Origin of the sequence: Streptomyces sp. NPDC088157, assembly GCF_044741545.1 — a bacterium.
GTDB lineage: Bacteria > Actinomycetota > Actinomycetes > Streptomycetales > Streptomycetaceae > Streptomyces.
On record NZ_JBIUSU010000004.1, the window covers coordinates 408,080 to 431,361 of the forward strand.

Sequence of the window (23,282 nt, forward strand, 5' to 3'; positions counted from 1 at the left end):
GCGATCACGGCCGGGGCGGGTCAGAGGTCCCGGCGCACCGCGAAGCCGACCAGGGAAAGCAGGTCGCGGACGGCACCGGCGGCCAGCGGTGCCTCCGCCAGCGCCGACTCGGCGGCGGCGACCTGCCGGTCCGCCTCGGCGAGCGCCGCCGCCCGACCTCCGGCCGCCTCGGCCAGCGCGGCGGCCTCGCCCGGGTCTCCGCCCCCCTCCAGCAGCGCGGCCAGCCGGCGCGCGGCGGGGGTGGACGAGTCCAGCGCGGCCAGCACGGGGAACGTCTTCTTCCGCTCGCGCAGATCGCCGTGGACGGGCTTGCCGGTGACCGACGGGTCGCCCCAGATGCCCAGCACGTCGTCGACCACCTGGAACGCGACCCCCAGATGCCGGCCCGCCCGGTCCAGCGCGTCGGCCGCGGCCGGGGACGCGCCACCCAGGACGGCACCCAGAGCGGCCGCACAACCCAGCAGCGCACCGGTCTTGCCCTCGGCCATCGCCCGGTAGGCGTCCGGCCGTACCCGGTCCGGCCCCGACCAGGGCCGCGCGGCGAACAGCAGATCGTCGGCCTGTCCGCGGACGAGGTCCCCGAGGGCCGCTGACAGCAGCCGCACGGCGTCGGCGCCGGCCGGGGGCGGCTGGAGCGCGAGCGTCTCCACCGCCAGGGCGAACAGGGCGTCACCCGCCAGGACCGCGGGCCCCGTGCCGTACGCCTTCCACACCGCGGCACGCCCACGCCGGGTCGGATCGCCGTCCATGATGTCGTCGTGGAGCAGGGAGAAGGCGTGTACCAGTTCCACCGCCACCGCCGCGGGCACCCCGGCCCGCGCGGGCGCACCGGCCGCCTCGGCGCCGAGCACCGCGAGGGCCTGCCGTACGCCCTTGCCCTCGGAGCCGGCCGCGGGCACCCCGCCGACCCCGCACCAGCCGAAGGAGTAGCCGGCCATCTCGCCCACCCACGGGTGCGACCGTCCGACGGCCTCCTTGAGCGCGGGGCACACCAACGCCCGGCAGCGGGCAAGAACTTGAGGCGGGTACGGGTGTGTACCGGTGGCTTCCCGCACCGCTGCACCGAGAGCCGTCACCGGACGACCTTCACGTGCGCGTCGGGAGCAGCCACTGTCGCCGGGGCCGGGGCCGGGGCCGGGGCCGGGGCCGGGGCCGGGGCCCGGGTCGGGGCCGGAGTCGGGGTCGTCGCCGGAGTCGGGGTCGCCGTCGGGGCAGGAGCCGGGGGCGGGGTCGGAGCGGGGGTCGGAGATGGAGTCGGGGTAGGAGTCGAGGTCGCCGCCGGAGTCGGGGCCGGGGTCAGGGGCGGAGCGGGGGTCGGAGACGGAGTCGGGGTAGGAGTCGAGGTCGAGGTCGAGGTCGCCGTCAGGGTCGGAGCGGGGGTCGGAGTCGAGGTCGCCGTCAGGGTCGGAGCCGGGGTCGAGGTCGTCGTCGGGGTCGGGGCCGCGGTCGGTGGCGGAGCTGGTATCGCTGCCGACGGGGCCGGTTCGACTCCCAGTTCGTTCTGTGCACGGGCGACCATCTCCCGGGCGTGCCGCAGCCCGATGCGCTCCAAGGTACGGGCGAGCTCGGCCAGTTCGGCCGCCGTCTCCCTCCGGTCGCGGCCCAGGCGGGCCAGCGACTTCGCCAGACCGAGGCGGGAGAGCGCCTCGCCGCGCGGCTCGCCCATGGCGCGGAACTCGCCGAGCGCCTGCTCGTACAGACACCGGGCCTCGGAGTAACGCCCCGCGCGGTAGAGGACATTGCCGCGCATCTTGTGGTTGTAGGCCAGTGCGCCGGACAGATTCATGGCGCGGCAGGATTCCTCGGCCTCCGCCAGCAGGCCGAGGGCGCGTTCGGTGTCCCCGTCCCGCACGGAGACGATGTCGGCCAGTCCGCGCAGCGCCCAGGCGTGACCGCGCCTGTCCTCGGCGCCCGCGGCGATCCCGGCCGCCTCCTCGAAGAGGGCGTACGCGGTGTCGTGGTCACCGGAGTTGCGGTGCATCTGCGCGATGCCCTCCAGGGCCCACACCGTGTGCCGGGCCTCGCCGCGACGGCGGGCCTCCGCCAGCAACTGCTCGTGCAGTTCGCCCACGGCCTCGTAGTCGCCCTGGATGCGCCCGGTCTCCGCGAGCCCGGCCAGCGAGTAGCCGCGGACGACGATGTCGCCGCCCCGCTCGCCGAGGTCGGCCGCGAGCCGCAGCAGCCGCCGGGCCAGCGGGAAGGCGCCCCGCTGGCGGGCCAGGGTGCCACCGCTCCACAGGGCCCAGGCCATCGCGGCAACGTCCCCGGCGTCCCGGGCCGCCCGGTAACTCGCCTTCCAGGCCAGGTCGGCCTCTCGTACCTGCCCCAGCCGCCGGTGCGCCTCGGCGACCGCGAGCCCGGAGCGGGCCGCCTCGCCGTGCTCCCCGGCCTGTTCGGCCGCCCTCAAGCGCTCGGTGCCGACGGCCAGTACGTCGTCCAGCGAGGAGTTCACGGACAGGGTGGTGAGAGCGCCCTGGTACTCCGGGGCGAATGCCTTGCCGTACATCGGTTCCCTTCGGCAGACCACCGGTGTTCACGTATACACTCTGTGTATACACGGTGGGTATAGTGCGGTGTGCTGCCGGTCAAGACGCGGGCACGGTGAAGCGGGTTGCGTGTGAGGCGCAGATCACCTCGGCGGCCGAGGGGGCGTCAGGCGCCGAACAACTGGGTCCAGTAGGCGCCCGAAGGGCCGCCGCCCGCGAAGCCCACTCCGATGTGGGTGAAGGCGGGCTTGAGGATGTTGGCGCGATGGCCGGGGCTGTTCATCCAGCCCTCCACGACCTCGGCCGGGGAGCGCTGGCCGCAGGCGATGTTCTCGCCGATGGTCCGTCGCGCCGAGCCCGCCGCGGCGGCCCGGTCCCACGGCTCGCTCCCCTCCGGTGAAGTGTGGGAGTAGAAGGCGCGCGCCACCATGTCCCCGCTGTGCGCCTGCGCCGCAGCGGTGAGCAGGGGATCGACGGCCAGGGCGCGCAGACCGGCCCGCGTCCGCTCACGGTTGGTGAGGCCGACGACCTCGGCCGTGGTCCGGGCCAGGCCGTCCTGGGTGAGCGGGCTCGCCCACAGGGCGGTCCAGTAGGTGGTGCCGGTGTGCTCGTCGGTGGCCCTCGCCACCGCGGTGTGCGTGAAAGCCGGGTCGTGCAGGGTCTGCCGTGCCTGGTCCGTGCGCAGGCAGTACGCGACGAACTCGGCGGTCGTACGGGGCCCGGAGACCAGGTGCTCGCCGACGGTGAGATATCGGTATCCGGCGGCCGTGACCCGCTGGTGCACCGAGACGCCGTCGGCTCCTTCGGTGCCGAGCCGCCCGACCGCGGCCAGCGCGGCGGCATGCGCCCGGGCAGCCGAGGCGAGACGGGCGTCGAGGGTGACCGGCGGCGAACCGGTCGTGGCGCGGGCGGGGTTGACGAGGTCGAGGAACCCCTCGGGATCGTGGACGCCCGCCGCAGAGCGGTGCGGGCTGGAGGCGCCCTGCGGGGTTGACGGGCCGTGCGGGGTTGACGGGCCGTGTGGAGCGGAGGAGGAAGCAGGCGCGGGTCCGCGTGGCACGGTCCCGCGCGGTGGCAGCGCATGCGGTGCGACCGTCGGCCGTCGGCTCGCCGGAGTGGCGCGGCCCTGCGCGGAGTAGCCGCGCGGCGGCCCCGCTGCCGCCCGCCCGGGTGGCGGCGCGCCGTCCTCCGCCATGACGTCCACCCCGAAGTCCCGGGCCAGACCCGCCAGTCCGTCCGCGTACCCCTGGCCGAGCGCCCGCAGCTTCCAGCCATCTCCACGCCGGTAGAACTCCGCGAGCAGCAGTACGGTCTCGCCCTGCGCGGGCGGTGGTGTGAAGCGGGCCAGCACCCGGCCGGCCGGACCGGTGACCTGCAGTGCGGGATGGGGCAGCCGGGCCAGGGGAAGGCCCGGCTCGGCCGCGCCGACCACTACCGTGACGCGCGTGGCACCAGCCCGGAGTCTGCCGGGTTCCAGCGTCAGCGTGTCGCCCCGGAGCCGGGCGCCCGGCGCCGTCGGCTGGTTGTAGAACACGAAGTCCGCGTCGTCCCGGACCTTGCCGCTGTCGTCCGTGACGAGCGCGCAGACGTCGAAGGGGCCGGGTACCCGGACGGTCAGGACACCACCCGGGAGGGGCAGGTTGCCCCCGGGTACCAACACGCTCATCCTGCCGCCCCGATGGTCGTCGTACGGCCCCGCCGCGGGCCTGCCCCGACAACGGTCGGCGGCCTGCCAGGGTTCCGTGCCCCCGACCGGCCGCCCGCCGTCGCGGGCTCGGCATCACGCCGACAGAGACCGCGCCCACGCGACCGCCAGGCACACAATCAGCCACAGCCCCCGCCACAGCCACCGCGGGGCCGAGGTTACGGCGACCGACTGAGGCATGAGGGAACGCCCCGCGCGGATCAGTCGGGTGCGCCGATCACCCCGCGCGCCGGGTCCGGCTTCGAGGAATCGCTCGTGGTGGGCGGTTGGCATGGCCTCCGTGCGGCCAGCCGTGTGGGGTGGCGGGCCGGTTGGGGGTGTGGGGTTCACCCCCGCGCGCCGGGTCCGGTTTCGAGGAGTCGCTCGCGGTAGGCGATCGCCACGGCCTCCGTGCGGCCGGCTGTGTTGGGTGTGAGGATCACCCGGGCGCGCCGGGTCCGGTTTCGAGGAGTCGCTCGCGGTAGGCGATCGCCACGGCCTCCGTGCGGCTGGCCGCGCCCAGCTTGGCGAGGATGTTGGAGACGTGGACGCTCGCCGTCTTGCCGCTGATGAACAACTCCTCGCCGATCTGCCGGTTGCTGCGGCCGAGTGCGAGCAGTCGCAAAACGTCCTGTTCCCGGGCCGTCAGAGTGGCCGACCCGGCCCGGGCGTTGGGCGCCGCGTCCGCGAGGCGCCCTCGCCGGATCAGCGCGTCAGCCCGCTCCAGCAGGGGCGTGGCGCCCAGCCGCACGGCCGTCTCCCGGGCGGCGCGGGCCTCGGCGGCCGCGTCCTCGCGCCGGTCGGCCGCCAGCAGGGCGTGCGCGTACCGCAGTCGGCAGCGGGCGAGCTCGTAGACGTCGCCGTAGTCGAACGCCGCCACGGCCTTCTCCCAGGACTCCGGGTCCGGCCCGGTGGTGGCCCACGCCCACTCGGCCTCCAGGCGAGCCAGCCAGGCGCGGCCTTCGGGGCCCTGCGGCGCTCCAGCGGCGCCCCGCAGGGCGACTGCCCGCGCCGGCTCCAGCAGCTCCGTCGCGACGGCGGACCAGCGGCCGGCCGCCGCCTCGTCACCGTCACGTCGTGCCCCGGCGGCCGCGTCGGCGACCGCCGTGAGGGCGAGCGCGGTGAGCCGGACCGTGACGTCAGGGCGCGTCCCCACGTCGTCCGTGAGGGCCTCGACCGAGGAACGCAGCCGCGCGACCGCCGCCTCGGCGTCACCGCCCAGTACCGCGGCGTCGGTCAGCACGATGCCCGCGACGAGCGTCGCCATCCAGTCGAAGCGGCCCTCGAGCAGGGTCCGGGCCCGGTCGACGACGCCTTTCTCACCCCGCGCGAGGGCCACGTACAGGGCCGGACCCACCGCGAACCCTCCCGACGCCGGCAGCACCGCCCGATCGTTCGTCGCCGCGCGCAGACACTCGTCCCAGCGGCCCAGCGTGTAGAGCACCAGCAGTTGGAGATACCGCATCTCCAGCGGATACGGCGAGGACAGCAGTCCCGCCCGACGGGCGCGGTCCAGGCCCTCTGTCAGCCAGGGCAGGCACTCCTCCAGCTCCCCGGCCTCGTAGGCGCCGATGGCCAGGCTGAACAGGGCTCGCATCTCCACCGGCGCGTTGCCCCCGCGCCGGGCCAGTTCACGCGCCTCCTTCAGGCGCGCGCGACCCTCGACCGAGCCGCGGCCGTCGCCCTCCAGGTTGGCCAGCGAGACCAGGAGGTCGGCGCGCGCGTCCGTCAGATCGAGTTGCTCGGCGGCGCCCAGCGCCCGGTGGGCCACACGCAGGGCGGTCTCGAAGTCACCGACCTGACGCGCCGCGAGGACATGGGTGGCAGCGGCCCACACCCAGGTCGGCGACGGCGGTTCGGCGGGGATCATCGCCAACGCCTCGCTGCTGTAGGCGAACGCGGCCGTCAGGCTGTCGACGCCCATGAGGTTGCCGGCGAGCGTGTACCGCACGCGGGCGGCGAGTTCGGAGTCGGCGTCCTGGCCGACGCCCGCGAGCGCGGCTCGGGTCAGGGAGACCGCTCGGTGCGCCTCACCGGCGTGTGCGGCCGCCGCCGAGGCGCGCAGCATCAGCGTGACGCGGTCGGTCCTCCCACCCGGAGCGGGCGCCGGAGCGGGCACCGACTCCCACAGGTCGAGAACGGCTTCCAGATGGCGCAGTTCCTCGGCCGGCGCACCGACGCGCTGGGCGTGGTCGGCGGCCTCCAGCGAGGCGGCGAGGGCCTCGCCCAGGTCATGGCTCGCGCGGTAGTGGTGGGCGCGCTCCGCCGCGGTCTCCGCGCGGTGGCCCCGGCCGGCCAGGAGAGAGGCGAACGCGCCGTGCAGCCGGGAGCGTTCACCCGGCAGCAGGTCGGCGTACACCGCCTCGCGCGCGAGGGCGTGCCGGAAGGCGTACGCGCCGTCGTCGCCCGCGACCAGGAGCTGGCGGCCGACGGCCTCCCGCAGCGCCGACTCCAGCTCGTCCTCGGGCAGCCCGACCGCGTCCCGCAGCAGGTCGTGTTCCACACGGCGGCCGGCGACGGCGGCGGTGCGCAGCACCTGCTGGGCGGTGTCGGGGAGTTGCTCGACGCGGATGAGGAGGAGATCGGCCAGCCCGCTGGGCACTCCGCCGGAATCCGTGTCCGTGGCCGCCAGCAACTCCTCCGCGTAGAAGGCGTTGCCCTCCGCGCGCTCCACGATCCGGCGCACCGTGGCGTCCGGCAGCGGTCGGTTCTCCAGGGCGCGCAGCAGCCGGGCCACCTCGGCGTCCGCCAGCGGACGCAGCTCCAGCCGGTCCACGGCCGGCAGCCGCACCAGCTCGGCCAGCAGCGGGCGCAGCGGGTGACGTCGGTGCAGGTCGTCCGCCCGGTAGGAGGCCAGCACCGCCGGCCGGTGCCCCGACCCGCTGCCCGTGGGCCGTTGCAGGAAGCCCCGGCTGAGCAGGAAGCGCAGCAGATCCCGGGAGGACTGGTCGGCCCAGTGCAGGTCCTCCAGGACGAGGAGCACCGGGGTGACGTCCGACAGGTCGGCGAGCAGCGCAGCCATCCCCTCGAACAGCCTCAGCCGGCCTTCGCCGCTGCCGGAACGCGGGGCGGGGCCCTCGTCGTGCCGCCCCGCTTCCGGGCCCGCCCCCAGCAGCCGGTCCACCACGGGGTGCGCGGCGAGGACGGGCGCGAACCGCTCGTCGGCGGCGAGCAGGCCCAGGATCTCGGTGAACGGCAGATACGGCAGGCCCACGTCGCCGAGGTCGACGCAGTGCCCGGTGAGGACGGTCATGCCGGAACGGGCGGCCCGCGCGGCGACCTCGTCCAGTACCCGGGTCTTGCCCACGCCGGCGTCCCCGGCGATCAGCACCGCGCGCGCCTCACCGCCCCGGGCGCGCTCCAGCACGTCGGAGAGCCGGGTGAGCTCCTCTTCCCGGCCGATGAACGGAGTGGCGAACACGGTCTGCGGCACGACTCCATCCTGGCACGCGCCACCGACGGCACGGCCCCCGACCAGGAACCCTGCCCGGACGAACTCGACGGCGCGGTCGCAACGGCGTGGTCCCGACGGCGCGGTCGGCGGCGCGGTTCGAGGGTGCCGTCCCCAGGGCGCCGTCTCAACCGTGCAGCGACCGCGCCCAGTCCTCCGGCACCCGCCCGGCCGGTCCCGGCACGGGCTGGTCCTCGGGGTGGTGGGCCGGAGGCGCCAGCTCGGGTCCGGCTTCGTACAGCTCGTCGCTCGAGTAGTCCCAGAACCACTCCTCGCCCGGCTCGAAGCTGCGCACCAGGGGATGCCCGGTCGCCTTGTAGTGCGCGGTCGCGTGCTGGGCGGGGGAGGAGTCGCAGCAGCCGACGTGGCCGCAGGTCGCGCAGCGGCGCAGGTGGAACCACCAGCCGCCGGCCGCGTCGCAGTCGACGCAGCCCGCGCCGCTGGGCGGGACGCTCGGGTCGATGGCGTCTACGTCGGTCATACGGGCTCCTCGGTGGTCTCGGGGTCCTGGGCGTTCTCGGGGTCGGGGGCGGTCAGCGGCAGCAGCACCTGGAAGCGGGTGTCGCCCGGCACCGACTCGACGTGGAGGCTGCCGTGGTGCTTGTTGACGACGATCCGCCAGGAGATGTCCAGGCCGAGCCCGGTGCCCTCGCCGACCGGCTTGGTGGTGAAGAACGGGTCGAAGATGCGGCCCCGCACGTCCGGCGGGATACCGGGGCCCGTGTCACGGAACTCCACCAGCAGCCGGTCGCCCTCGCGTGCCGTCCGCACGGTCAACGTCCCTTCCCCGCCTGCGCTGTCGACGGCGAAGACGGCGTTGTCGACGAGGTTCGTCCAGACCTGGTTGAGCTCCGCCGGGTAGGCCGGGATCGACGGCAGCGCACGGTCGTAGTCCTTGACGACCTTGATGCGCTGCCCGATCTTGCCCGACAGCATCAGCAGCGTGCTGTCGAGGAGTTCGTGCACGTCGACGACCCGGTAGGGGGCGCGGTCCAACTGCGAGTACTGCTTGGCGGCGTCGACCAGATGGGAGATGCGGTTGGTGGAGTCGTCGATCTCGTCCATCAACAGCTCGGTCTCGACGGTGTAGTTGAGCCACCCCATCGCGCCCGGCAGGACCTCCTCGTCGACGGCGGCCGCGACCTGCTCCAGCCAGTCCACGTCGAGGCCGGCCTGCACGAAGGTCGGCGCGATACGCCAGCCCTCCTGGATGTCGTGGTCGTCGAGCCAGTCGGTGAGGGCGTCCTCCCGGTCGGAGGCCTCGATCGGGCTCAACGCCGGTGCCTTGGCGACCAGGTCGGCCGTCCGCTCCTGGATCTCGATCAGCCGGGTCAGCGCCTCGGGGTCGTACGCGCCGGAGGCGATGACGGCGAGCTTGTGCCGCATCTTCGCCACCCGCTCCCGCAGCGTCGCGGTGGCGCGTACGGCCGCCGCGGCCGGGTTGTTGAGTTCGTGGGTGAGGCCCGCCGACAACGAGCCCAGGGCCAGCAGCCGTTCACGCTGCCCGATGGCGCGCTGCTGGTTCTTCGACCCGAAGAACAGCCCCTCCAGCAGGTGGGCCGCCATCGGGAACCACTCCCGCATGATGTCCGAGAACGACTGCGCGGGCAGCACGAAGAACCGCGTCGGCTCGGTCACCCGCATGGAGTTGTTGTAGACCTGCGGCACCCGGTCCCCGAGATAGGCCTGCATGGCCCCCGCGTACACCCCGCGCTGGGAGGTACGGCTCACCTCGATGTCGTCCGCGCCGACCCGGCGGTACAGCACGACCGTGCCCTCGACCATCACGTAGAAGCAGGTCGCCGGATCGCCCTCGGTGTACACCGGACCGGGCTCGAACTTCTCCACCCGCCCCTCGCTGCACAGCCGTCCGAGCTGTTCGGGGGAGAGTTTCTCGAAGAGGAACAGTGAGCTGATCTCGGCCGGACTGCACGGCATCAGCTGCCCGCTCATGACTGCTCCAGATAACGGTGGACGAGCATCACGGCCATGGCTCCCTCTCCTACGGCGGACGCGACGCGCTTGGCTGACTCGGCGCGCGCGTCACCCGCCACGAACACGCCGGGAATGCTGGTCTCCAGGTGGTACGGCGGCCGGTCCAGCGCCCAGTCCGCCGGCGGCCGTCCGTCCGGCGTGAGGTCGGGCCCCGCGAGGATGAACCCGCGCTCGTCGCGCAGCACCGTGCCGTCCAGCCAGCCGGTCAACGGGGCCGCGCCGATGAACACGAACAGCCACTGCGCGTCGACCAGTTCGGTCCGACCCGTCGTCACGTCCCGGAGTGTGAGCTGCTCCAGGTGGCCGTCGCCGTGCGCGGCCTCGACGACCGTGCCGGGGCGCACGGAGATGTTGGAGGACTCGTCGATCTGCTGGATGAGGTAGTACGACATCGACGCCGCCAGCGACTCCCCGCGCACCAGCAGCGTGACGGACTTGGCGCCTCTCGCGAGGTACATGGCCGCCTGGCCGGCCGAGTTGGCGCCGCCCACGATGTAGACGTCCTGGCCCTGGCAGGAGGCCGCCTCGGTGAGCGCCGACCCGTAGAACACCCCGCAGCCGGTGAGGTCGTCGCAGCCCGGCGCCGCCAGCTGCCGGTACGAGACGCCCGTCGCGAGGATCACGCTGTGCGCGGCCACCGCCGAGCCGTCCGAGAACCGTACGACGCGCGCGGACCCGTTGACCTCGAGCCCGGTCACCTCGCGCGCGGTGAGGATCTCGGCGCCGAACTTGGTGGCCTGGCGCCGCGCACGATCGGTGAGCTGGGCCCCGGACACGCCGTCGGGGAAGCCCAGGTAGTTCTCGATACGGGAGCTCTGCCCGGCCTGCCCGCCGGTCGCCGAGCGTTCCACGAGCACCGTCCGCAGCCCCTCGGAGGCCCCGTACACCGCCGCGCCGAGCCCGGCCGGGCCGCCGCCGATCACCACGAGGTCGTAGAAGTCGGCCGTCGGTGTCGTCGCCAGGCCCACGTGGGCGGCCAGTTCGGGCGCGTCCGGCTCGACCAGGGGCGTGCCCTCCGCGGTGACCACCAGTGGCAGCCGCTGCCCGTCGGCCCCGGCCGCGGCGAGCAGCCGCTGCCCCTCCGGCTCGTCGGCGGAGTACCAGCGGTAGGGCACCTGGTTGCGGGCCAGGAACTCCCGCACCTCCGAGGACCGTGCCGACCAGCGGTGCCCGACCACCTTCGTGGCGGGCACGGGCCGGTAGTCGCTGGCGCGCCAGGCGTCCAGCAGGTCGTCCAGCACGGGATAGAGCTTTTCCTCGGGCGGGTCCCACGGCTTCAGCAGATAGTGGTCGAGGTCGACCACGTTGATCGCGTCGATCGCCGCGCTCGTGTCGGCGTACGCCGTCAGCAGCACCCGCCGGGCGCCCGGATACACGTCCAGGGCCTGTTCGAGGAACTCGATGCCGTTCATCTGCGGCATCCGGTAGTCGGCGAGGATCACGGCCACCAGGTCGCCGCGGAGTTTCAGCTCGCGCAGCGCCTCCAGCGCGGACTCCCCGGACTCGGCGCGCACGATCCGGTACGCGGCGCCGTAGCGGCGCCGCAGGTCACGGGCGACGGCACGGGATACCCCCGGGTCGTCGTCCACGGTCAGGATGACGGTCCGCGCCGAATCGGCGGCCTGTGCCATACGTCTCCCACCCCGAGAGGGTCGTCAGTCGCGGCGGCACGGCGAAGCCCGCGCCGGCTCCGCCCATCGTATGTTCGATCGCCCCGGTTCGCGTCGGGACGAGGCAGACCGTGCGCTCTCGGGACAGGGCCGGGCGCGCGCCGTCAAGACGGCTGCCGCGCCCCGAGCACGCAGAACTCGTTGCCCTCGGGGTCGGCCAGCGTGACCCACGGCTGCTCGCCCTGGCCGACGTCCGCGCGGCGGGCGCCCAGGGACAGCAGGCGGGTCACCTCGGCTTGCTGGTCGTCGGGGCGGAAGTCCAGGTGGAGCCGGTTCTTGACCGTCTTTCCCTCCGGCACCGGAACGAAGATCAGCCCCGGCAGCCGGTCCCGCTCCGGCTGGATCTCGTACTCGTCGGCCGCGTCGTTGATCACGACCCACCCGAGGGCCGCGGCCCACCAGCGCCCCTGCGCCACCGGGTCGGCCGCGTCGATGACCACTTGCTCCCACTCCAAAGTCATGACCGCAGCGTAGTGAAGACTGGGGCCCGACGGATGTGAGCACGACACAAGGAGGCGGCGGGATGACGGGCCCGATCACGGCAGGGGTCGACGGGACGGACGAGAGCCTCGCGGCGCTCGCCTGGGCGGCCCGCGAGGCCGTCCGGCGAGACCTGGGACTGCGGGTGGTGCACGCCTGGCGGTTCCAGCCGAACGCGGCGGTCGACGTGGCGGACCGGGACGCACAGGAGCGCTGGGTGCGGGACTCCGTGCGGCAGGCCGTCGCGACCGTCGCAGAACGGCACCCGGGACTGACCGTCTCCACCGACGTCCAGGAGGGCGGCCCGGTCGGGTCGCTGGTGGCCGCCGCGGCGGACGCGGAACTGCTGGTGCTCGGCTCGCGCGGGCACGGCCCGGTCGTCGGGTTCCTGCTGGGCTCGGTCGGCCAGCAGGTGATCGCCGAGGCCGCGCGCCCGGTCGTGCTGGTCCGGGCCGGTGACCGGCCCTCGTCCGAGGTGGCCGGTCATGAGATCGTCGTCGGCCAGCACGGGGAGCCCGAGGACAGCGCTCCCGCGCTGCGCTTCGCGTTCGAGACGGCGGCCGCCCGGGGTGCGGGCATCCGCGCGGTACGGGCCTGGACGCTCCCACCGGTGTTCGCCTACAGCCCCGGCTCGCTCAAGCTCCTCGACGACGCCGGCGGCCTGGAGCCGTACGAGAAGAAGGCGCTGACCGAGGCTCTGGAGCCGTGGCGGGAGCGGTTCCCCGACGTGCCGGTGGTGGAGCATGTGGAGATGGGCAGCGCGGGGCAGGTGCTGCTGTCGGTGGCCGGGCGGGCGCAGCTGATGGTGGTCGGCCGCCGCGCCCACCGCACGGCCGTGGGCGCCCGGATCGGCTCGGTGGCGCACGGCGTCCTGCACCACGCGGACTGCCCGGTCGCCGTGGTGCCCCAGGACTGACTCACTCCGGGATCGTCGGCTCCAGGGTCTCCCGGGCCTTGGGCAGGATCTTCCTGATGTAGTCCTCGACCGCCGTGCCGAGCCCGATGTCGTGCTGCGCGTGCTCCGAGAGGTACCAGCGGTGTTCGAGGAGCTCGTGGTAGATCTCCGCCGCGTCCATGGAGCCGCGCAGCTCGAGGGGGACCGCGCGCACGGTCGGGCGGAAGACGTCCCGCACCCAGCGGTGCGCCAGCACCTCGGGGCGAGCCGCGAGGGGGTCGCCGGGGGCGTAGTCGTCCTGGGTGGCCATCCAGCTCTCGAGGTCGTTCAGCAGCCGCCGGGCCTGGTTCTCCTCGGTGTCCAGGCCGGTCAGGCGCAGCAGCTGGCGCTGGTGGTGGCCCGCGTCGACGACCTTCGGCACGAAGGTGACCGTGTCGCCGTTGGAGGAGTGCTCGATCTGCATCTCGGCGACGTCGAAACCGAGCTCGTTGAGCCGGCGGATCCGGCGCTCGATGTACTGGTACTTGCCCGCCGGGTAGACCGAGGTGCGGGTCAGCTCCTGCCACAGTGCGCCATAGCGGGCGCAGATCTCGGTGCCGAACTCGATCGGGTCCACCGACGGGTGCAGCGCTCCGGACGCCTCCAGGTCGAGCAGCTCGCCGCTGATGTTGACGCGGGCGAGGTCGAGGTCGTAGTCGCGCTGGCCGATGCTCAGCTGAGGATGCAGGTCGCCGGTCTCGGCGTCGACGAGGTAGGCGGCGTAGGCGCCCGCGTCCCGGCGGAACAGGGTGTTGGACAGCGAGCAGTCGCCCCACGCGAACCCCGCCAGATGCAGGCGCACCAGCAGGACGGCGAGGGCGTCCATGAGCCGGTGCATGGTGGCCGGGCGCATGGTCGTCTCGAACATCGACCGGTACGGCATCGAGCCGCCCAGATGCCGGGTGACCAGCACCGACTCCAGCGGGGCGCCGCCGCCGTCGGCGCGCCCGGTGACCACGGCCAGCGGGTCGACGGCGGGGATGCCTAGCCGGTCCAGGTCGCGCAGCAGCTCGTACTCGCGCAGCGCGGGGCGTTCGGCGAGTTCCTTGACGGCGATCACCTCGTCGCCGGCCTGGGCGTAGCGCACCACGTGGCGGGAGATGCCGCGCGGCAGCGGGACGAGGACCTCCTCGGGCCACTCCTCCAGGGGCAGGTGCCAGGGCAGCTCCAGCAGGAGTGCCGGATGCTCCGGGTTGGTGGCGCTGATCTGCAAAGCCATGGCCTGACCTTAGACGGCGCGTTCGCGGGCCAGCTGGGCCGCCGCCTTCACGGACCCCTGGTGCAGCGGGCCGTGCCCGGGCAGCAGCAGGTCGGCCGGCAGCCCTTCGATCACGTCCAGCGACCTCACAGCGCGGGCGCGCTCGTGGTGGAACATGTCCGGCAGCAGCTGCGGCCCCTTCAGGCGCGAGGTCGGGTGGCCGCTGACCAGGGCGTCGCCGGAGATGACGACGCCCGCTCGCGGGAGGTGGAAGACGGCGTGCCCGTCGGTGTGGCCGGGAGTGTGCACCGGGACGGGCCGGCCGGGCAGGTCGAGCGGGCCGTCGCCGGCCGGGAACGCCTCGGGCGTGGTGACCGGGTGTTGTTCGGTGCCGCCGGAGCGCAGCGCGTGCGCCATCCAGGGCAGCACCCCGGGCCGCCAGGCGTTCTTCAGTATCTCGCCCACGGTCACCTGCTGGAGGAACTCCCGGCGGGCGTGCGGCACTTCGGCCTCGTGCAGATACACCGGGGTGCCGTACGCGGAGCGGAGGTGCTCGGCGGAGCCCAGGTGGTCGTTGTGGGCGTGGGTGATCAGTACGGCCGTGACGGCCTCCGGTGAACTGCCCACGGAGGCGAGGGAGTCGAGGACCAGCTGCCGGTCACCCGGGTAGCCGGTGTCGATCAGGGTGACGGCGTCCCCGTCGGTGAGGATCACCCAGTTGGTGTTGCTGCCGTGCACCAGGTAGGTGCCGTCCGCCACTTGCCGTACGTCTGCCCGCATGGCCGTCCCGTGTCCCGGAGGTTCGTGCTCGAGTTTCGTGCTCGACGGGGACAGCAAAGCAGATCATCGGGTGGATTCGGACGGCGGGGTTGTACCCATCCCGAAGAGGAACCTCGTCACCCGCGTCCGGCCCGCCCGGCACTCGTACACCAGCGGGATCACCGCCGACGAAGCGGCCGCGACCGCCGGCACTCGACGGTGATCGGCACCGGCCGGACCCGGCTGGCCGGTGGCGCGCGCCGGTACCGGCAGGCCCGGGACCGCCACGCCCGGCGCCGGCCCGCCGCGCCGGACAGCGCCCGGGTGAGCGGCGCGAGCGGTGTCCGGTCGGTGAACGGTTCGCCCGCGCCGCGGGTACCGGCGGCTCCGTTTCACCGCACTCCGTGCGGGCGGAACTGGATGCTGATGCGTGGCCCGGCGGCGCGGGTGGACTTGGGCACGCAGTGTTCCCAGGTCCGCTGGCAGGAGCCGCCCATCACGATCAGGTCGCCGTGTCCCAGCGGGCGACGGACCGTCTCGCCCCCGCGTACCGGGCGCAGCAGCAGGTCACGCGGGGAGCCCACGGAGAGGATCGCGACCATGGTGTCCTCCCTGGCGCCGCGGCCCACCCGGTCGCCGTGCCAGGCGACGCTGTCCCGGCCGTCGCGGTAGTGACAGAGGCCGGCGGTGACGAAGGGCTCGCCCAGCTCCTCGGCGTAGCGTGCGGACAGCGCCCGGCGCGCCTGCCCCAGCACCGGGTGGGGCAGCTCCTCACCGGCTCCGTAGAACGCCAGCAGGCGCGGGACGTCGATGACGTTGTCGTACATCTTCCGGCGCTCGGCCCGCCACGGAACCTCGGTCGCCAGCTCCTCGAACAGGGTGTCCGAACCGGTGAGCCAGCCCGGCAGCACGTCGATCCAGGCGTCCGCGCCGAGCGTGGTGCGGCGGATCCCGTCGAGGGAGCCGAGGCGCAGTTCGTCGGCCTGGTCGAAGAGGGATCCCTGGAGGTGGTGCGCGGTCATGGTTCCCAGCCTACGCCTTAATCGAAAATATGTTCCCTTGAGTCACCTCGCAGGTGTTGCGGAGGGTGCAGCGGCCTGCTTCCAGAGGCTTTCGATACAGCGGTGCATCGGATACATTCCCGTATCGAACGGAGGTCCGAGATGGCGACGGGGCAGACCGAGCAGTCGGCGGAGCAGACCGGGCGGACGACCGGGCGCGTCACCAGACGCCGGGTCCGCACACGGGCCAAGCTGCTCGACGCCGCCTTCGAGGTGTTCGCGGCCAAGGGCTTCGGACGGGTCTCCATCGAGGAGGTGTGCGAGGCCGCGGGCTACAGCAGGGGCGCCTTCTACTCCAACTTCGACAGTCTCGACGAGCTGTTCTTCGCCCTGTACCGACAACGGGCCGACCTGATCGCCGAACAGGTGTCCGGAGCCCTCGCCCTCGACGGACCCGACCTCGACGTGCCCGCCGCCGTCGACCGGGTCACCGAGGTGCTCCTGCTCGACCTGGACTGGCTCCTGGTGAAGACGGACTTCCTGGTGCACGCCGCGCGCGCCCCGGACGTCGCGCAGACACTGCTGGAGCACCGGACGAGGCTGCGGCGGGCGATCGCCGACCGGCTCGCCCGGGCCCGGGGGCTCGCCGCGCTGCCGGCCGTGCTCGGGGACGTCGACGGCGCGGCGCACGCCGTGGTCGCCGCCTACGACGGAGTCACCACCCAACTGCTGCTGGACAAGGACGTCGAGGGTGCTCGTGTCTGGCTGAAGCAACTGCTCACCGCGCTGCTGACCGACGGCGGCGGCACCCCGGAATGACATCCTCAGCAGAAAGGCAGCGGACGCCATGGACGCGGACGTCATCGTCGTCGGAGCCGGCCTCGCGGGCCTGGTCGCGGCGCACGAACTCACCAGCAGGGGCCGACGGGTCGCCCTGGTCGACCAGGAGAACGCCGCCAACCTCGGCGGCCAGGCGTTCTGGTCCTTCGGCGGGCTCTTCCTCGTCGACTCCCCGGAGCAGCGCCGCCTGGGCATCAAGGACTCCTTCGACCTCGCCTGGAACGACTGGCAGGGCAGCGCGCAGTTCGACCGCACCGACGACGAGGACTCCTGGGCGGTGCGCTGGGCGCGCGCCTACGTCGAGTTCGCGGCGGGGGAGAAGCGGACCTGGCTCGCCGGGCACGGGATCTCCTTCGTGCCGACCGTCGGCTGGGCCGAGCGCGGCGACCTGCGCGCGGACGGGCACGGCAACTCCGTGCCCCGCTTCCACGTCGCCTGGGGCACCGGCACCGGCGTCGTGGAGCCGTTCGTCCGCCATGCCAAGCAGGCGGCGAAGGACGGGCTGCTGACCTTCTACCACCGGCACCAGGTGGACGAGCTGGTCCTCGAGGACGGCGCCGCCCGCGGGGTGCGCGGCACGGTCCTCGCCCCCGACGACTCCGCGCGCGGCGTCGCCTCCAACCGCGACCGCATCGGCGACTTCGAGCTGACCGCCCAGGCCGTGGTCGTCACCAGCGGCGGCATCGGCGCCAACCACGACATCGTGCGGCGCTACTGGCCCGAGCGGCTGGGCACGCCTCCCGGCGAGATGGTCACCGGTGTCCCCGCCTACGTCGACGGCCGCATGCTCGACATCAGCGCCGGGGCCGGCGTCCGGCTGGTCAACCGCGACCGCATGTGGCACTACACCGAGGGCATCCAGAACTGGGACCCCATCTGGCCCGGCCACGGCATCCGCATCCTGCCCGGCCCGTCCTCCCTGTGGTTCGACGCCCTCGGCCGCCGACTGCCCGACCCCTGCCTGCCGGGTTACGACACCCTCAACACACTCAAGCACCTGCGGACGACGCAGGACATCGCCGACCACGACCACTCCTGGTTCATCCTCACCCGCAAGATCGTCGAGAAGGAGTTCGCGCTCTCCGGCTCCGAGCAGAACCCCGACATCACCGCCAAGGACCGCAAGGCCGTCCTGCGCGACCGGCTGCTCGGCAAGGGCGCCCCGGCGCCGGTGCAGGCGTTCCTCGACCGGGGCGCGGACTTCGTCATCGCCGACACGCTGGACAAGCTCGTCGAGAAGATGAACGGGCTCACCGAGAAGGCGCTGCTCGACGTCGACACCCTGCGCCGCCAGATCCAGGCCCGCGACCTCCAGATGGCCAACCCGTACAGCAAGGACGCCCAGGTCCAGGGCATCCGCAACGCCCGCCGCTACATCGGCGACCGGCTCGGCCGCGTGGCCACCCCGCACCGTGTCCTGGACCCCGAGGCGGGCCCGCTGATCGCCGTCAAGCTGCACGTCCTCACCCGCAAGACCCTCGGCGGCATCCAGACCGACCTGGACTCACGCGCCCTGGGCGCCGACGGGCAGCCGGTCGAAGGGCTGTACGCGGCGGGCGAGGTGGCGGGATTCGGCGGCGGCGGAGTCCACGGCTACAACGCCCTCGAAGGCACCTTCCTCGGCGGCTGTCTCTTCTCCGGACGAGCCGCCGGACGGGCGGCGGCCGAGCAGACGGGCTGACGTCCGCCGCCGTCAGCGCTGGTCCGCCTCCAGGAGGCGGACCAGCACCTCCGTGTGACTGTGCTCGGGCGACTTCGCGGACGTCAGCAAGGTCACCTGCCCCTCGCGCACCGACTCGCGTACGCGGTCGAGGAGTTCGGCCGCCTCCGGACCGGCCAGCTCCGCCTCGTAGCGCCGCGCGAACTCCTCGTACGACCCCTCGCCCGCGTGGTACCAGCGGCGCAGTTCGGTGGACGGGGTCAGGCCCTTGGGCCACTCGTCCACGCGCGCCGCTTCCTTGGACACACCGCGCGGCCACAGCCGGTCGACCAGGACCCGCAGACCGTCGTCGGGCTCGGGCGGGTCGTAGACGCGACGCACGCGGACACTCATGGGCGGGCCGTCCTCGGGTTGGCGGGTTCCGTCCGAGCGTAGGCCCCGGACACGCGTCGGCACCGCCGGTGCTGGCCCGAACGGGGAGAAAACGGGGTGCCCGGTCCTAGGCTGAGCACGTCTGACCACACGTCACCCCCCAGGAGCGCACGTGAGACACCCCCGCAGCCGCACCACCACCCCCCTGCGTCGCGAAGCCGTCGCCGCCACCGTCCCCCTCGCCCTGGCGGCGTTGCTCACGGCGGCCGGACCCGCCACCGCGGCCGGACAGACGGGCGCCGCCGGCGTCGGCGACCCCTACTTCCCGCTCGCCGGCAACGGCGGCTACCACGTGGCCCATTACGACCTGACCCTGCGCTACGACCCCGGCAGCCGCCACCTCGACGGCAAGGCGGTGCTGACGGCCCGCGCCACCCAACGGCTGACCCGCTTCGACCTCGACCTCCACGGGCTGAAGGTCACCGGCCTGACCGTCGACCACGTCAAGGCGGACCACCGCCGCGACGGCCAGGAACTCGTCGTCACCCCGAAGCACCCCCTGCGCAAGGGCGAGCGCTTCCAGGTCACCGTCACCTACAACGGCACCCCCGGCCCGGTCACCGACCCCGACGGCTCCCTCGACGGCTGGATCCCCACCGACGACGGGGCCTTCGTCGCCGGCGAACCCCAGGGCGCCATGACCTGGTTCCCGGCCAACAACCATCCCCTCGACAAGTCCTCCTACGACTTCACGATCACCGTTCCCGAGGGCCGCGCCGCCGTCGCCAACGGCGTCCTGCTCGGACAGCGCACCACGCACGGCAGGACCACTTTCCGCTGGCGGCAGGCCGAACCCATGGCGGCCTACCTCGCCACCGCGACCGTCGGAAAGTTCCAGGTCAAGCAGTACACGACGCGCGAGGGCCTCAAGGTGTACGACGCCGTCGACCCGCGCGAGGCCGCGGCCGCCGCGCCCGTCCTGAAGCAGCTGCCGTCCGTGCTGAAGTGGGAGAGCGGACTGTTCGGGCCCTATCCCTTCCGCGCCGCCGGCTCCGTCGTCGACCACGCCCCGGACGTCGGCTACGCCCTGGAGACCCAGTCGCGGCCGGTGTACGACCGGGCCCCCTCCCTGAGCACCCTCGTCCACGAGAGCGCCCACCAGTGGTTCGGCGACTCCGTCTCCCTCACCTCCTGGAAGGACATCTGGCTCAACGAGGGCTTCGCCACGTACGCCGAGTGGCTCTACGCCGAACAGCACGGCGGCGAGACCGCCCGGCAGAGCTTCGACGCCCTGTACGCCACGCCCGCGAACGACCCCCTGTGGGCGTTCCCTCCCGGCGACCCCGGCAGCGGCGCGAACATCTTCGGCGCTCCCGTCTACGCCCGCGGCGCCATGACCCTGCACGCCCTGCGCACCACCGTCGGGGACCGCGCCTTCTTCCGCGTCCTGCGCGCCTGGGCCACCGCGCACCGTCACGGCAACGGCACCACCGCCCAGTTCGAACGGCTCGCGGAACGGGAGTCCGGGGCCGACCTCGGCGCGCTGTTCCGGACCTGGCTGTACGGCCCGGGCAAGCCCGCCAGGCCGTAGAACCTCCCACGGGCTCCGGAACCTGACGAGTTCCACACACCTGTGGGCGAAGGTCGAACGGTGATCACGCCTCGTCCCCGGGCCACGCCGTCCGCCGCGTCCCACCCCGTCACGGGATGCGGCGGCGTCGCGGACGCCGTGGTCCGGGTGGGCGACCATGACTCTCTGGCCCGCCGAGAAAACGGAGTTGTCGCGTGTGCGCTCATGTACTGGTCGCCGAGGACGACGCGATGCAGGCCGAACTGATCCGTCGCTCGCTGCTCGCCGAGGGCCACACCGCCACCGTCGTGCATGACGGTGCGGCCGCGCTGGACGCGGTGCGACGAAGCCGGCCCGACCTCGTCGTCCTCGACCTCATGCTGCCGGTCATCGACGGCTTCGGGGTGTGCCGGGTACTGCGCCGGGACGGCGACCTGCCGGTACTGATGCTGACCGCCCGCGCCGCCGAGGACGACGTGCTGCTCGGCCTGGAACTGGGCGCCGACGACTACATGACCAAGCCCTACAGCCCGCGCGAGCTGATGGCCCGCATCCGCACCGTCCTGCGGCGCAGCGGGCGGGCCGGGGGCGACCGGCGGGACGACCCCGTCGTCCGGGCCGCGGGACTCGCCGTCGACCCCGAGCGGCACGAGGTGCGCTGTGCCGGCGAGCCGGTGGAGTGCACACCCGCCGAGTTCCAGATCCTGCTGGCCATGGCCGCCGAACCCGAACGGGTCTTCTCCCGGAGGCAGTTGCTCCAGTGCACCCGCGGGTTCGACCGCTCCTCGACCGAACGGGCCGTCGACGTGCACATCATGAACCTGCGCCGGAAGATCGAGGCCGACCCGCGCAGACCCGTGAGGCTGCTGACCGTGTTCGGCGTGGGCTACAAGCTCAGCGGCGGCCACACGTGAAGCGCGCCCGCACCCCTTCCCGCGCCCGCACCTCTGCCCGCATCCGCATACCGCTGCGCAAGCGCCTGCTGGTCCGCCTGCTGATCGCGTCCGTCCTGATCGCCGTGTGCTCTGTGGCCGCCACCGCATGGCTCGCCGTCACCACCACCACGCGCGCGCTGCGGGAGGAACAGGGCCAGGCCCTCGCCGACGACATGGACATCCTCGCGAAGCTCAGCGGCTACGCGGCCACCCACCCGGACTGGACGGGCGTCCGGGCCGTGGTCCGCGACCTGTCCGCGCGGACCGGCCGGCGCATCGCCCTGACCACCGCCGACCGCACGCCCCTGGCCGACTCCGCGCAGGGCGGCACCTCCCTGCCGCCGATCGCCGCCGCGACCGTCGACCCGCTGCGCACCGACACCTACAGCGAGCCGGGCGCCCAGCTGAGCGGCACCGACCCGCGCGTGGTGGGCCCTTACCGGCTCACCCCGCTCGAACGAACGAAACTCGACGCCGCGGCCGGCGCCCGGCAGCGCTGCCTCTCCCGCTACGGCATCGACACGACCGTCACACACACCCCGAGCGGCCGCCCGGTGGTCACCGCCACGGACGGTTCCACCACCTCCGGCTACGCCTCCGAAGGGTGCGGGGACGAGAAGTTCGACATGCCCATGCCCACGGAGGAGAGGGCGCTGACCGCGCTTCAGGCCCGGGCCGGCGGCTGTCTGACCCGCGCGGGCCTGGATCCCGAGGTGCCCCTGATGTTCGGCGCCGGCCTTTCCGGCACGTTCGACCGCAACCCGTCCCTGGCGCTCGCGGTCGTCAAGGCGGCGGGCGGCAGGGAGGAGGACGCCAAGGCGGCCGTGCGCGCGGCCCAGACCTGCCTGGAGACCGCGCGGCGCGACCAGCTCGACCCGTACGTCGCCCCGGTCGCCGAGTTGTTCCTCGGCGTGGGGGACAGCGGCGCGGCGCCCCGCTGGGTCATGTCCCCGGCCAACAAGGCGAAGCTCGTCGGCACGGCCGGGCTGGTGCTGGCCGTCACCGCCGTCGTCGCCACCCGCCTGGTACGGCCCCTGCGCGCCCTGACCGAGGCCGCGCAACAGCCCCCGGACCGGCACGCGCGCGTGCCCGTCACGACACGCGACGAAACCGGGATCCTCGCGGAGGCCTTCAACGACCTCGCCGAACGCCGGGAACGTCTGGAGGCCCAGCGCAAGGCCTTCATCAGCGACGTGGCCCACGAACTGCGCAGCCCGCTCACCAACATCCGGGGGTGGCTGGAGGTCACCCGCGACGGCCTGGTCGAACCCGACACCGCGCTGCTCGGCGCCCTGCACGAGGAGGCGCTGGTCCTCCAGCGGGTCATCGACGACCTGCGCGATCTCGCGGCCGCCGACGCCGGTACGCTGCGCCTGCATCGCGAACCGGTGCCCGCCGACGACCTGCTCGCCCAGGTCGCCGCCGCCCACCGCGTCGCCGCCGACACGGCCGGCGTGCGGCTGCGCACCGAGACCGAGGGCGCCCCCTGGCTGGACGCCGACCCGGTACGGCTGCGGCAGGCGCTCGGCAACCTCGTCACCAACGCCGTACGCCACACCCCGCCCGACGGCACGGTCACCCTGACCGCGCGGGGTGACGGCGAGCGGGTCGCGCTGGAGGTGGCCGACACCGGCACGGGCATCGGAGCCGACGACCTGCCGCACGTCTTCGAGCGCTTCTGGCGGGCGGAGAAGTCACGCAGCCGCCGCACCGGTGGCAGCGGCCTGGGGCTGCCGATCGTCCGCCAGCTGACGGTCGCGCACGGCGGCACGGCGGAAGCGGCGAGCACCCCGGGCACGGGCAGCGTCTTCACCCTGCGGCTGCCCGCCGCGAGGGCACCCGGAGACGGCTGAGCCGCGTCCGATCCGGGGAGCCGGCCGAGGGCCCTCCCGGTCTCCGTCGGCCCGGGCTCCCGGCACCCCGTTTCCCCGGCTCGTCCGGGTCGCCTTCGGGCCCCGACTCCCGGCGCGGTGGCCAGGTCCGTCCGACCCCGGTCACGAACTGCGTCGTGCCCTGATGCGCCGCTTGAGGGCACGACGTTCGGTCTCGCTCGTACCGCCCCAGACCCCGAGGCTCTGATCGGTTTCCATGGCCCAGTCCAGACAGGCCTCCCGCACCGGGCAGCGTCGGCAGACCGCCTTCGCCTGTTCCGTCTGCAGGAGTGCCGGACCGGAGGTACCGATCGGGAAGAAGAGGTCGGGGTCCTCGTCACGGCACAGGGCGTGCTGTCGCCAGTCGTCCATCGAA

At 73.6% G+C, this 23,282-nt stretch carries 18 protein-coding genes and 1 pseudogene; 6 read left to right on the forward strand and 13 right to left on the reverse strand.

What is annotated here, in order from left to right:
- Positions 1-20 precede the first annotated feature (20 nt).
- From ACIPFH_RS17695 to ACIPFH_RS17730, 8 genes and pseudogenes are all read right to left on the reverse strand, one after another.
- A complete protein-coding gene (locus ACIPFH_RS17695) occupies positions 21-1,076 on the reverse strand; it encodes a polyprenyl synthetase family protein (protein WP_401827453.1) in 1,056 nt (351 codons plus the stop codon).
- A 410-nt stretch (positions 1,077-1,486) separates the two neighbouring features.
- A pseudogene (locus tag ACIPFH_RS17700) lies at positions 1,487-2,506 on the reverse strand (tetratricopeptide repeat protein); the annotation flags it as partial.
- Positions 2,507-2,652: 146 nt separating this feature from the next.
- Entirely contained in the window at positions 2,653-4,152 is a 1,500-nt protein-coding gene (locus tag ACIPFH_RS17705) for a CAP domain-containing protein (protein ID WP_401827455.1), read from the reverse strand.
- Between the two features lie 457 nt (positions 4,153-4,609).
- Positions 4,610-7,648, reverse strand: coding sequence for a BREX system ATP-binding domain-containing protein (locus ACIPFH_RS17710; RefSeq protein WP_401828057.1), 3,039 nt, complete (start codon positions 7,646-7,648; stop codon positions 4,610-4,612).
- Between the two features lie 100 nt (positions 7,649-7,748).
- On the reverse strand, positions 7,749-8,102 hold the full coding sequence (locus ACIPFH_RS17715) for a UBP-type zinc finger domain-containing protein (RefSeq protein ID WP_401827456.1): 354 nt from the start codon (positions 8,100-8,102) through the stop codon (positions 7,749-7,751).
- Positions 8,099-9,574: an ATP-binding protein gene (locus ACIPFH_RS17720; RefSeq protein WP_401827457.1), complete on the reverse strand. Its 1,476-nt coding sequence runs from the start codon at positions 9,572-9,574 to the stop codon at positions 8,099-8,101. Before ACIPFH_RS17720 ends, ACIPFH_RS17715 begins: the two co-directional genes overlap by 4 nt.
- Positions 9,571-11,247, reverse strand: a complete 1,677-nt coding sequence (locus ACIPFH_RS17725; protein ID WP_401827459.1) for an FAD-dependent oxidoreductase — start codon at positions 11,245-11,247, stop codon at positions 9,571-9,573. The genes ACIPFH_RS17720 and ACIPFH_RS17725 overlap by 4 nt, the downstream gene beginning before the upstream one ends.
- Before the next feature lie 143 nt (positions 11,248-11,390).
- Positions 11,391-11,747, reverse strand: coding sequence for a VOC family protein (locus tag ACIPFH_RS17730; protein WP_356251312.1), 357 nt, complete (start codon positions 11,745-11,747; stop codon positions 11,391-11,393).
- A gap of 62 nt (positions 11,748-11,809) precedes the next feature.
- Between ACIPFH_RS17730 and ACIPFH_RS17735 the strand changes: the two genes are divergently transcribed.
- Positions 11,810-12,682: a universal stress protein gene (locus ACIPFH_RS17735; RefSeq protein ID WP_401827462.1), complete on the forward strand. Its 873-nt coding sequence runs from the start codon at positions 11,810-11,812 to the stop codon at positions 12,680-12,682.
- A gap of 1 nt (position 12,683) precedes the next feature.
- Here the strand turns inward: ACIPFH_RS17735 and ACIPFH_RS17740 are convergent, their stop codons facing one another.
- The 3 genes from ACIPFH_RS17740 to ACIPFH_RS17750 form a co-directional block, all read right to left on the reverse strand.
- Positions 12,684-13,919 (reverse strand): DUF4032 domain-containing protein, encoded by a 1,236-nt coding sequence (locus ACIPFH_RS17740; RefSeq protein WP_401827464.1) that lies wholly within the window; start codon positions 13,917-13,919, stop codon positions 12,684-12,686.
- Positions 13,920-13,928: 9 nt separating this feature from the next.
- Positions 13,929-14,678 carry an MBL fold metallo-hydrolase gene (locus ACIPFH_RS17745; protein WP_401827465.1) on the reverse strand — a complete coding sequence of 250 codons (750 nt, stop codon included), beginning with the start codon at positions 14,676-14,678 and terminating at the stop codon, positions 13,929-13,931.
- A 371-nt stretch (positions 14,679-15,049) separates the two neighbouring features.
- Complete coding sequence (locus ACIPFH_RS17750; protein WP_401827467.1) at positions 15,050-15,679, reverse strand: alpha-ketoglutarate-dependent dioxygenase AlkB; 630 nt, start codon at positions 15,677-15,679, stop codon at positions 15,050-15,052.
- Between the two features lie 141 nt (positions 15,680-15,820).
- Between ACIPFH_RS17750 and ACIPFH_RS17755 the strand changes: the two genes are divergently transcribed.
- Together ACIPFH_RS17755 and ACIPFH_RS17760 are read left to right on the forward strand one after the other, a co-directional pair.
- Positions 15,821-16,477, forward strand: coding sequence for a TetR/AcrR family transcriptional regulator (locus ACIPFH_RS17755; RefSeq protein WP_356251298.1), 657 nt, complete (start codon positions 15,821-15,823; stop codon positions 16,475-16,477).
- A 28-nt stretch (positions 16,478-16,505) separates the two neighbouring features.
- The gene (locus ACIPFH_RS17760) at positions 16,506-18,179 is read left to right on the forward strand and encodes an FAD-binding dehydrogenase (protein WP_401827468.1); all 1,674 of its coding nucleotides are present in this window, start codon (positions 16,506-16,508) and stop codon (positions 18,177-18,179) included.
- Positions 18,180-18,191: 12 nt separating this feature from the next.
- Here ACIPFH_RS17760 and ACIPFH_RS17765 read toward each other — a convergent pair whose 3' ends face one another.
- Positions 18,192-18,551, reverse strand: coding sequence for a DUF488 domain-containing protein (locus ACIPFH_RS17765; protein WP_401827470.1), 360 nt, complete (start codon positions 18,549-18,551; stop codon positions 18,192-18,194).
- 151 nt (positions 18,552-18,702) lie between these two features.
- Here ACIPFH_RS17765 and ACIPFH_RS17770 point away from each other — a divergent pair, with 151 nt between their 5' ends.
- The 3 genes from ACIPFH_RS17770 (at position 18,703) to ACIPFH_RS17780 (ending at position 22,888) form a co-directional block, all read left to right on the forward strand.
- Positions 18,703-20,121, forward strand: coding sequence for a M1 family metallopeptidase (locus tag ACIPFH_RS17770; RefSeq protein ID WP_401827471.1), 1,419 nt, complete (start codon positions 18,703-18,705; stop codon positions 20,119-20,121).
- Positions 20,122-20,315: 194 nt separating this feature from the next.
- Positions 20,316-21,014, forward strand: a complete 699-nt coding sequence (locus tag ACIPFH_RS17775; RefSeq protein ID WP_401827472.1) for a response regulator — start codon at positions 20,316-20,318, stop codon at positions 21,012-21,014.
- On the forward strand, positions 21,011-22,888 hold the full coding sequence (locus ACIPFH_RS17780; RefSeq protein ID WP_401827473.1) for a sensor histidine kinase: 1,878 nt from the start codon (positions 21,011-21,013) through the stop codon (positions 22,886-22,888). The genes ACIPFH_RS17775 and ACIPFH_RS17780 overlap by 4 nt, the downstream gene beginning before the upstream one ends.
- A 141-nt stretch (positions 22,889-23,029) precedes the next feature.
- Here the strand turns inward: ACIPFH_RS17780 and ACIPFH_RS17785 are convergent, their stop codons facing one another.
- Positions 23,030-23,278 carry a WhiB family transcriptional regulator gene (locus ACIPFH_RS17785; protein ID WP_401827475.1) on the reverse strand — a complete coding sequence of 83 codons (249 nt, stop codon included), beginning with the start codon at positions 23,276-23,278 and terminating at the stop codon, positions 23,030-23,032.
- Positions 23,279-23,282: the final 4 nt, after the last annotated feature.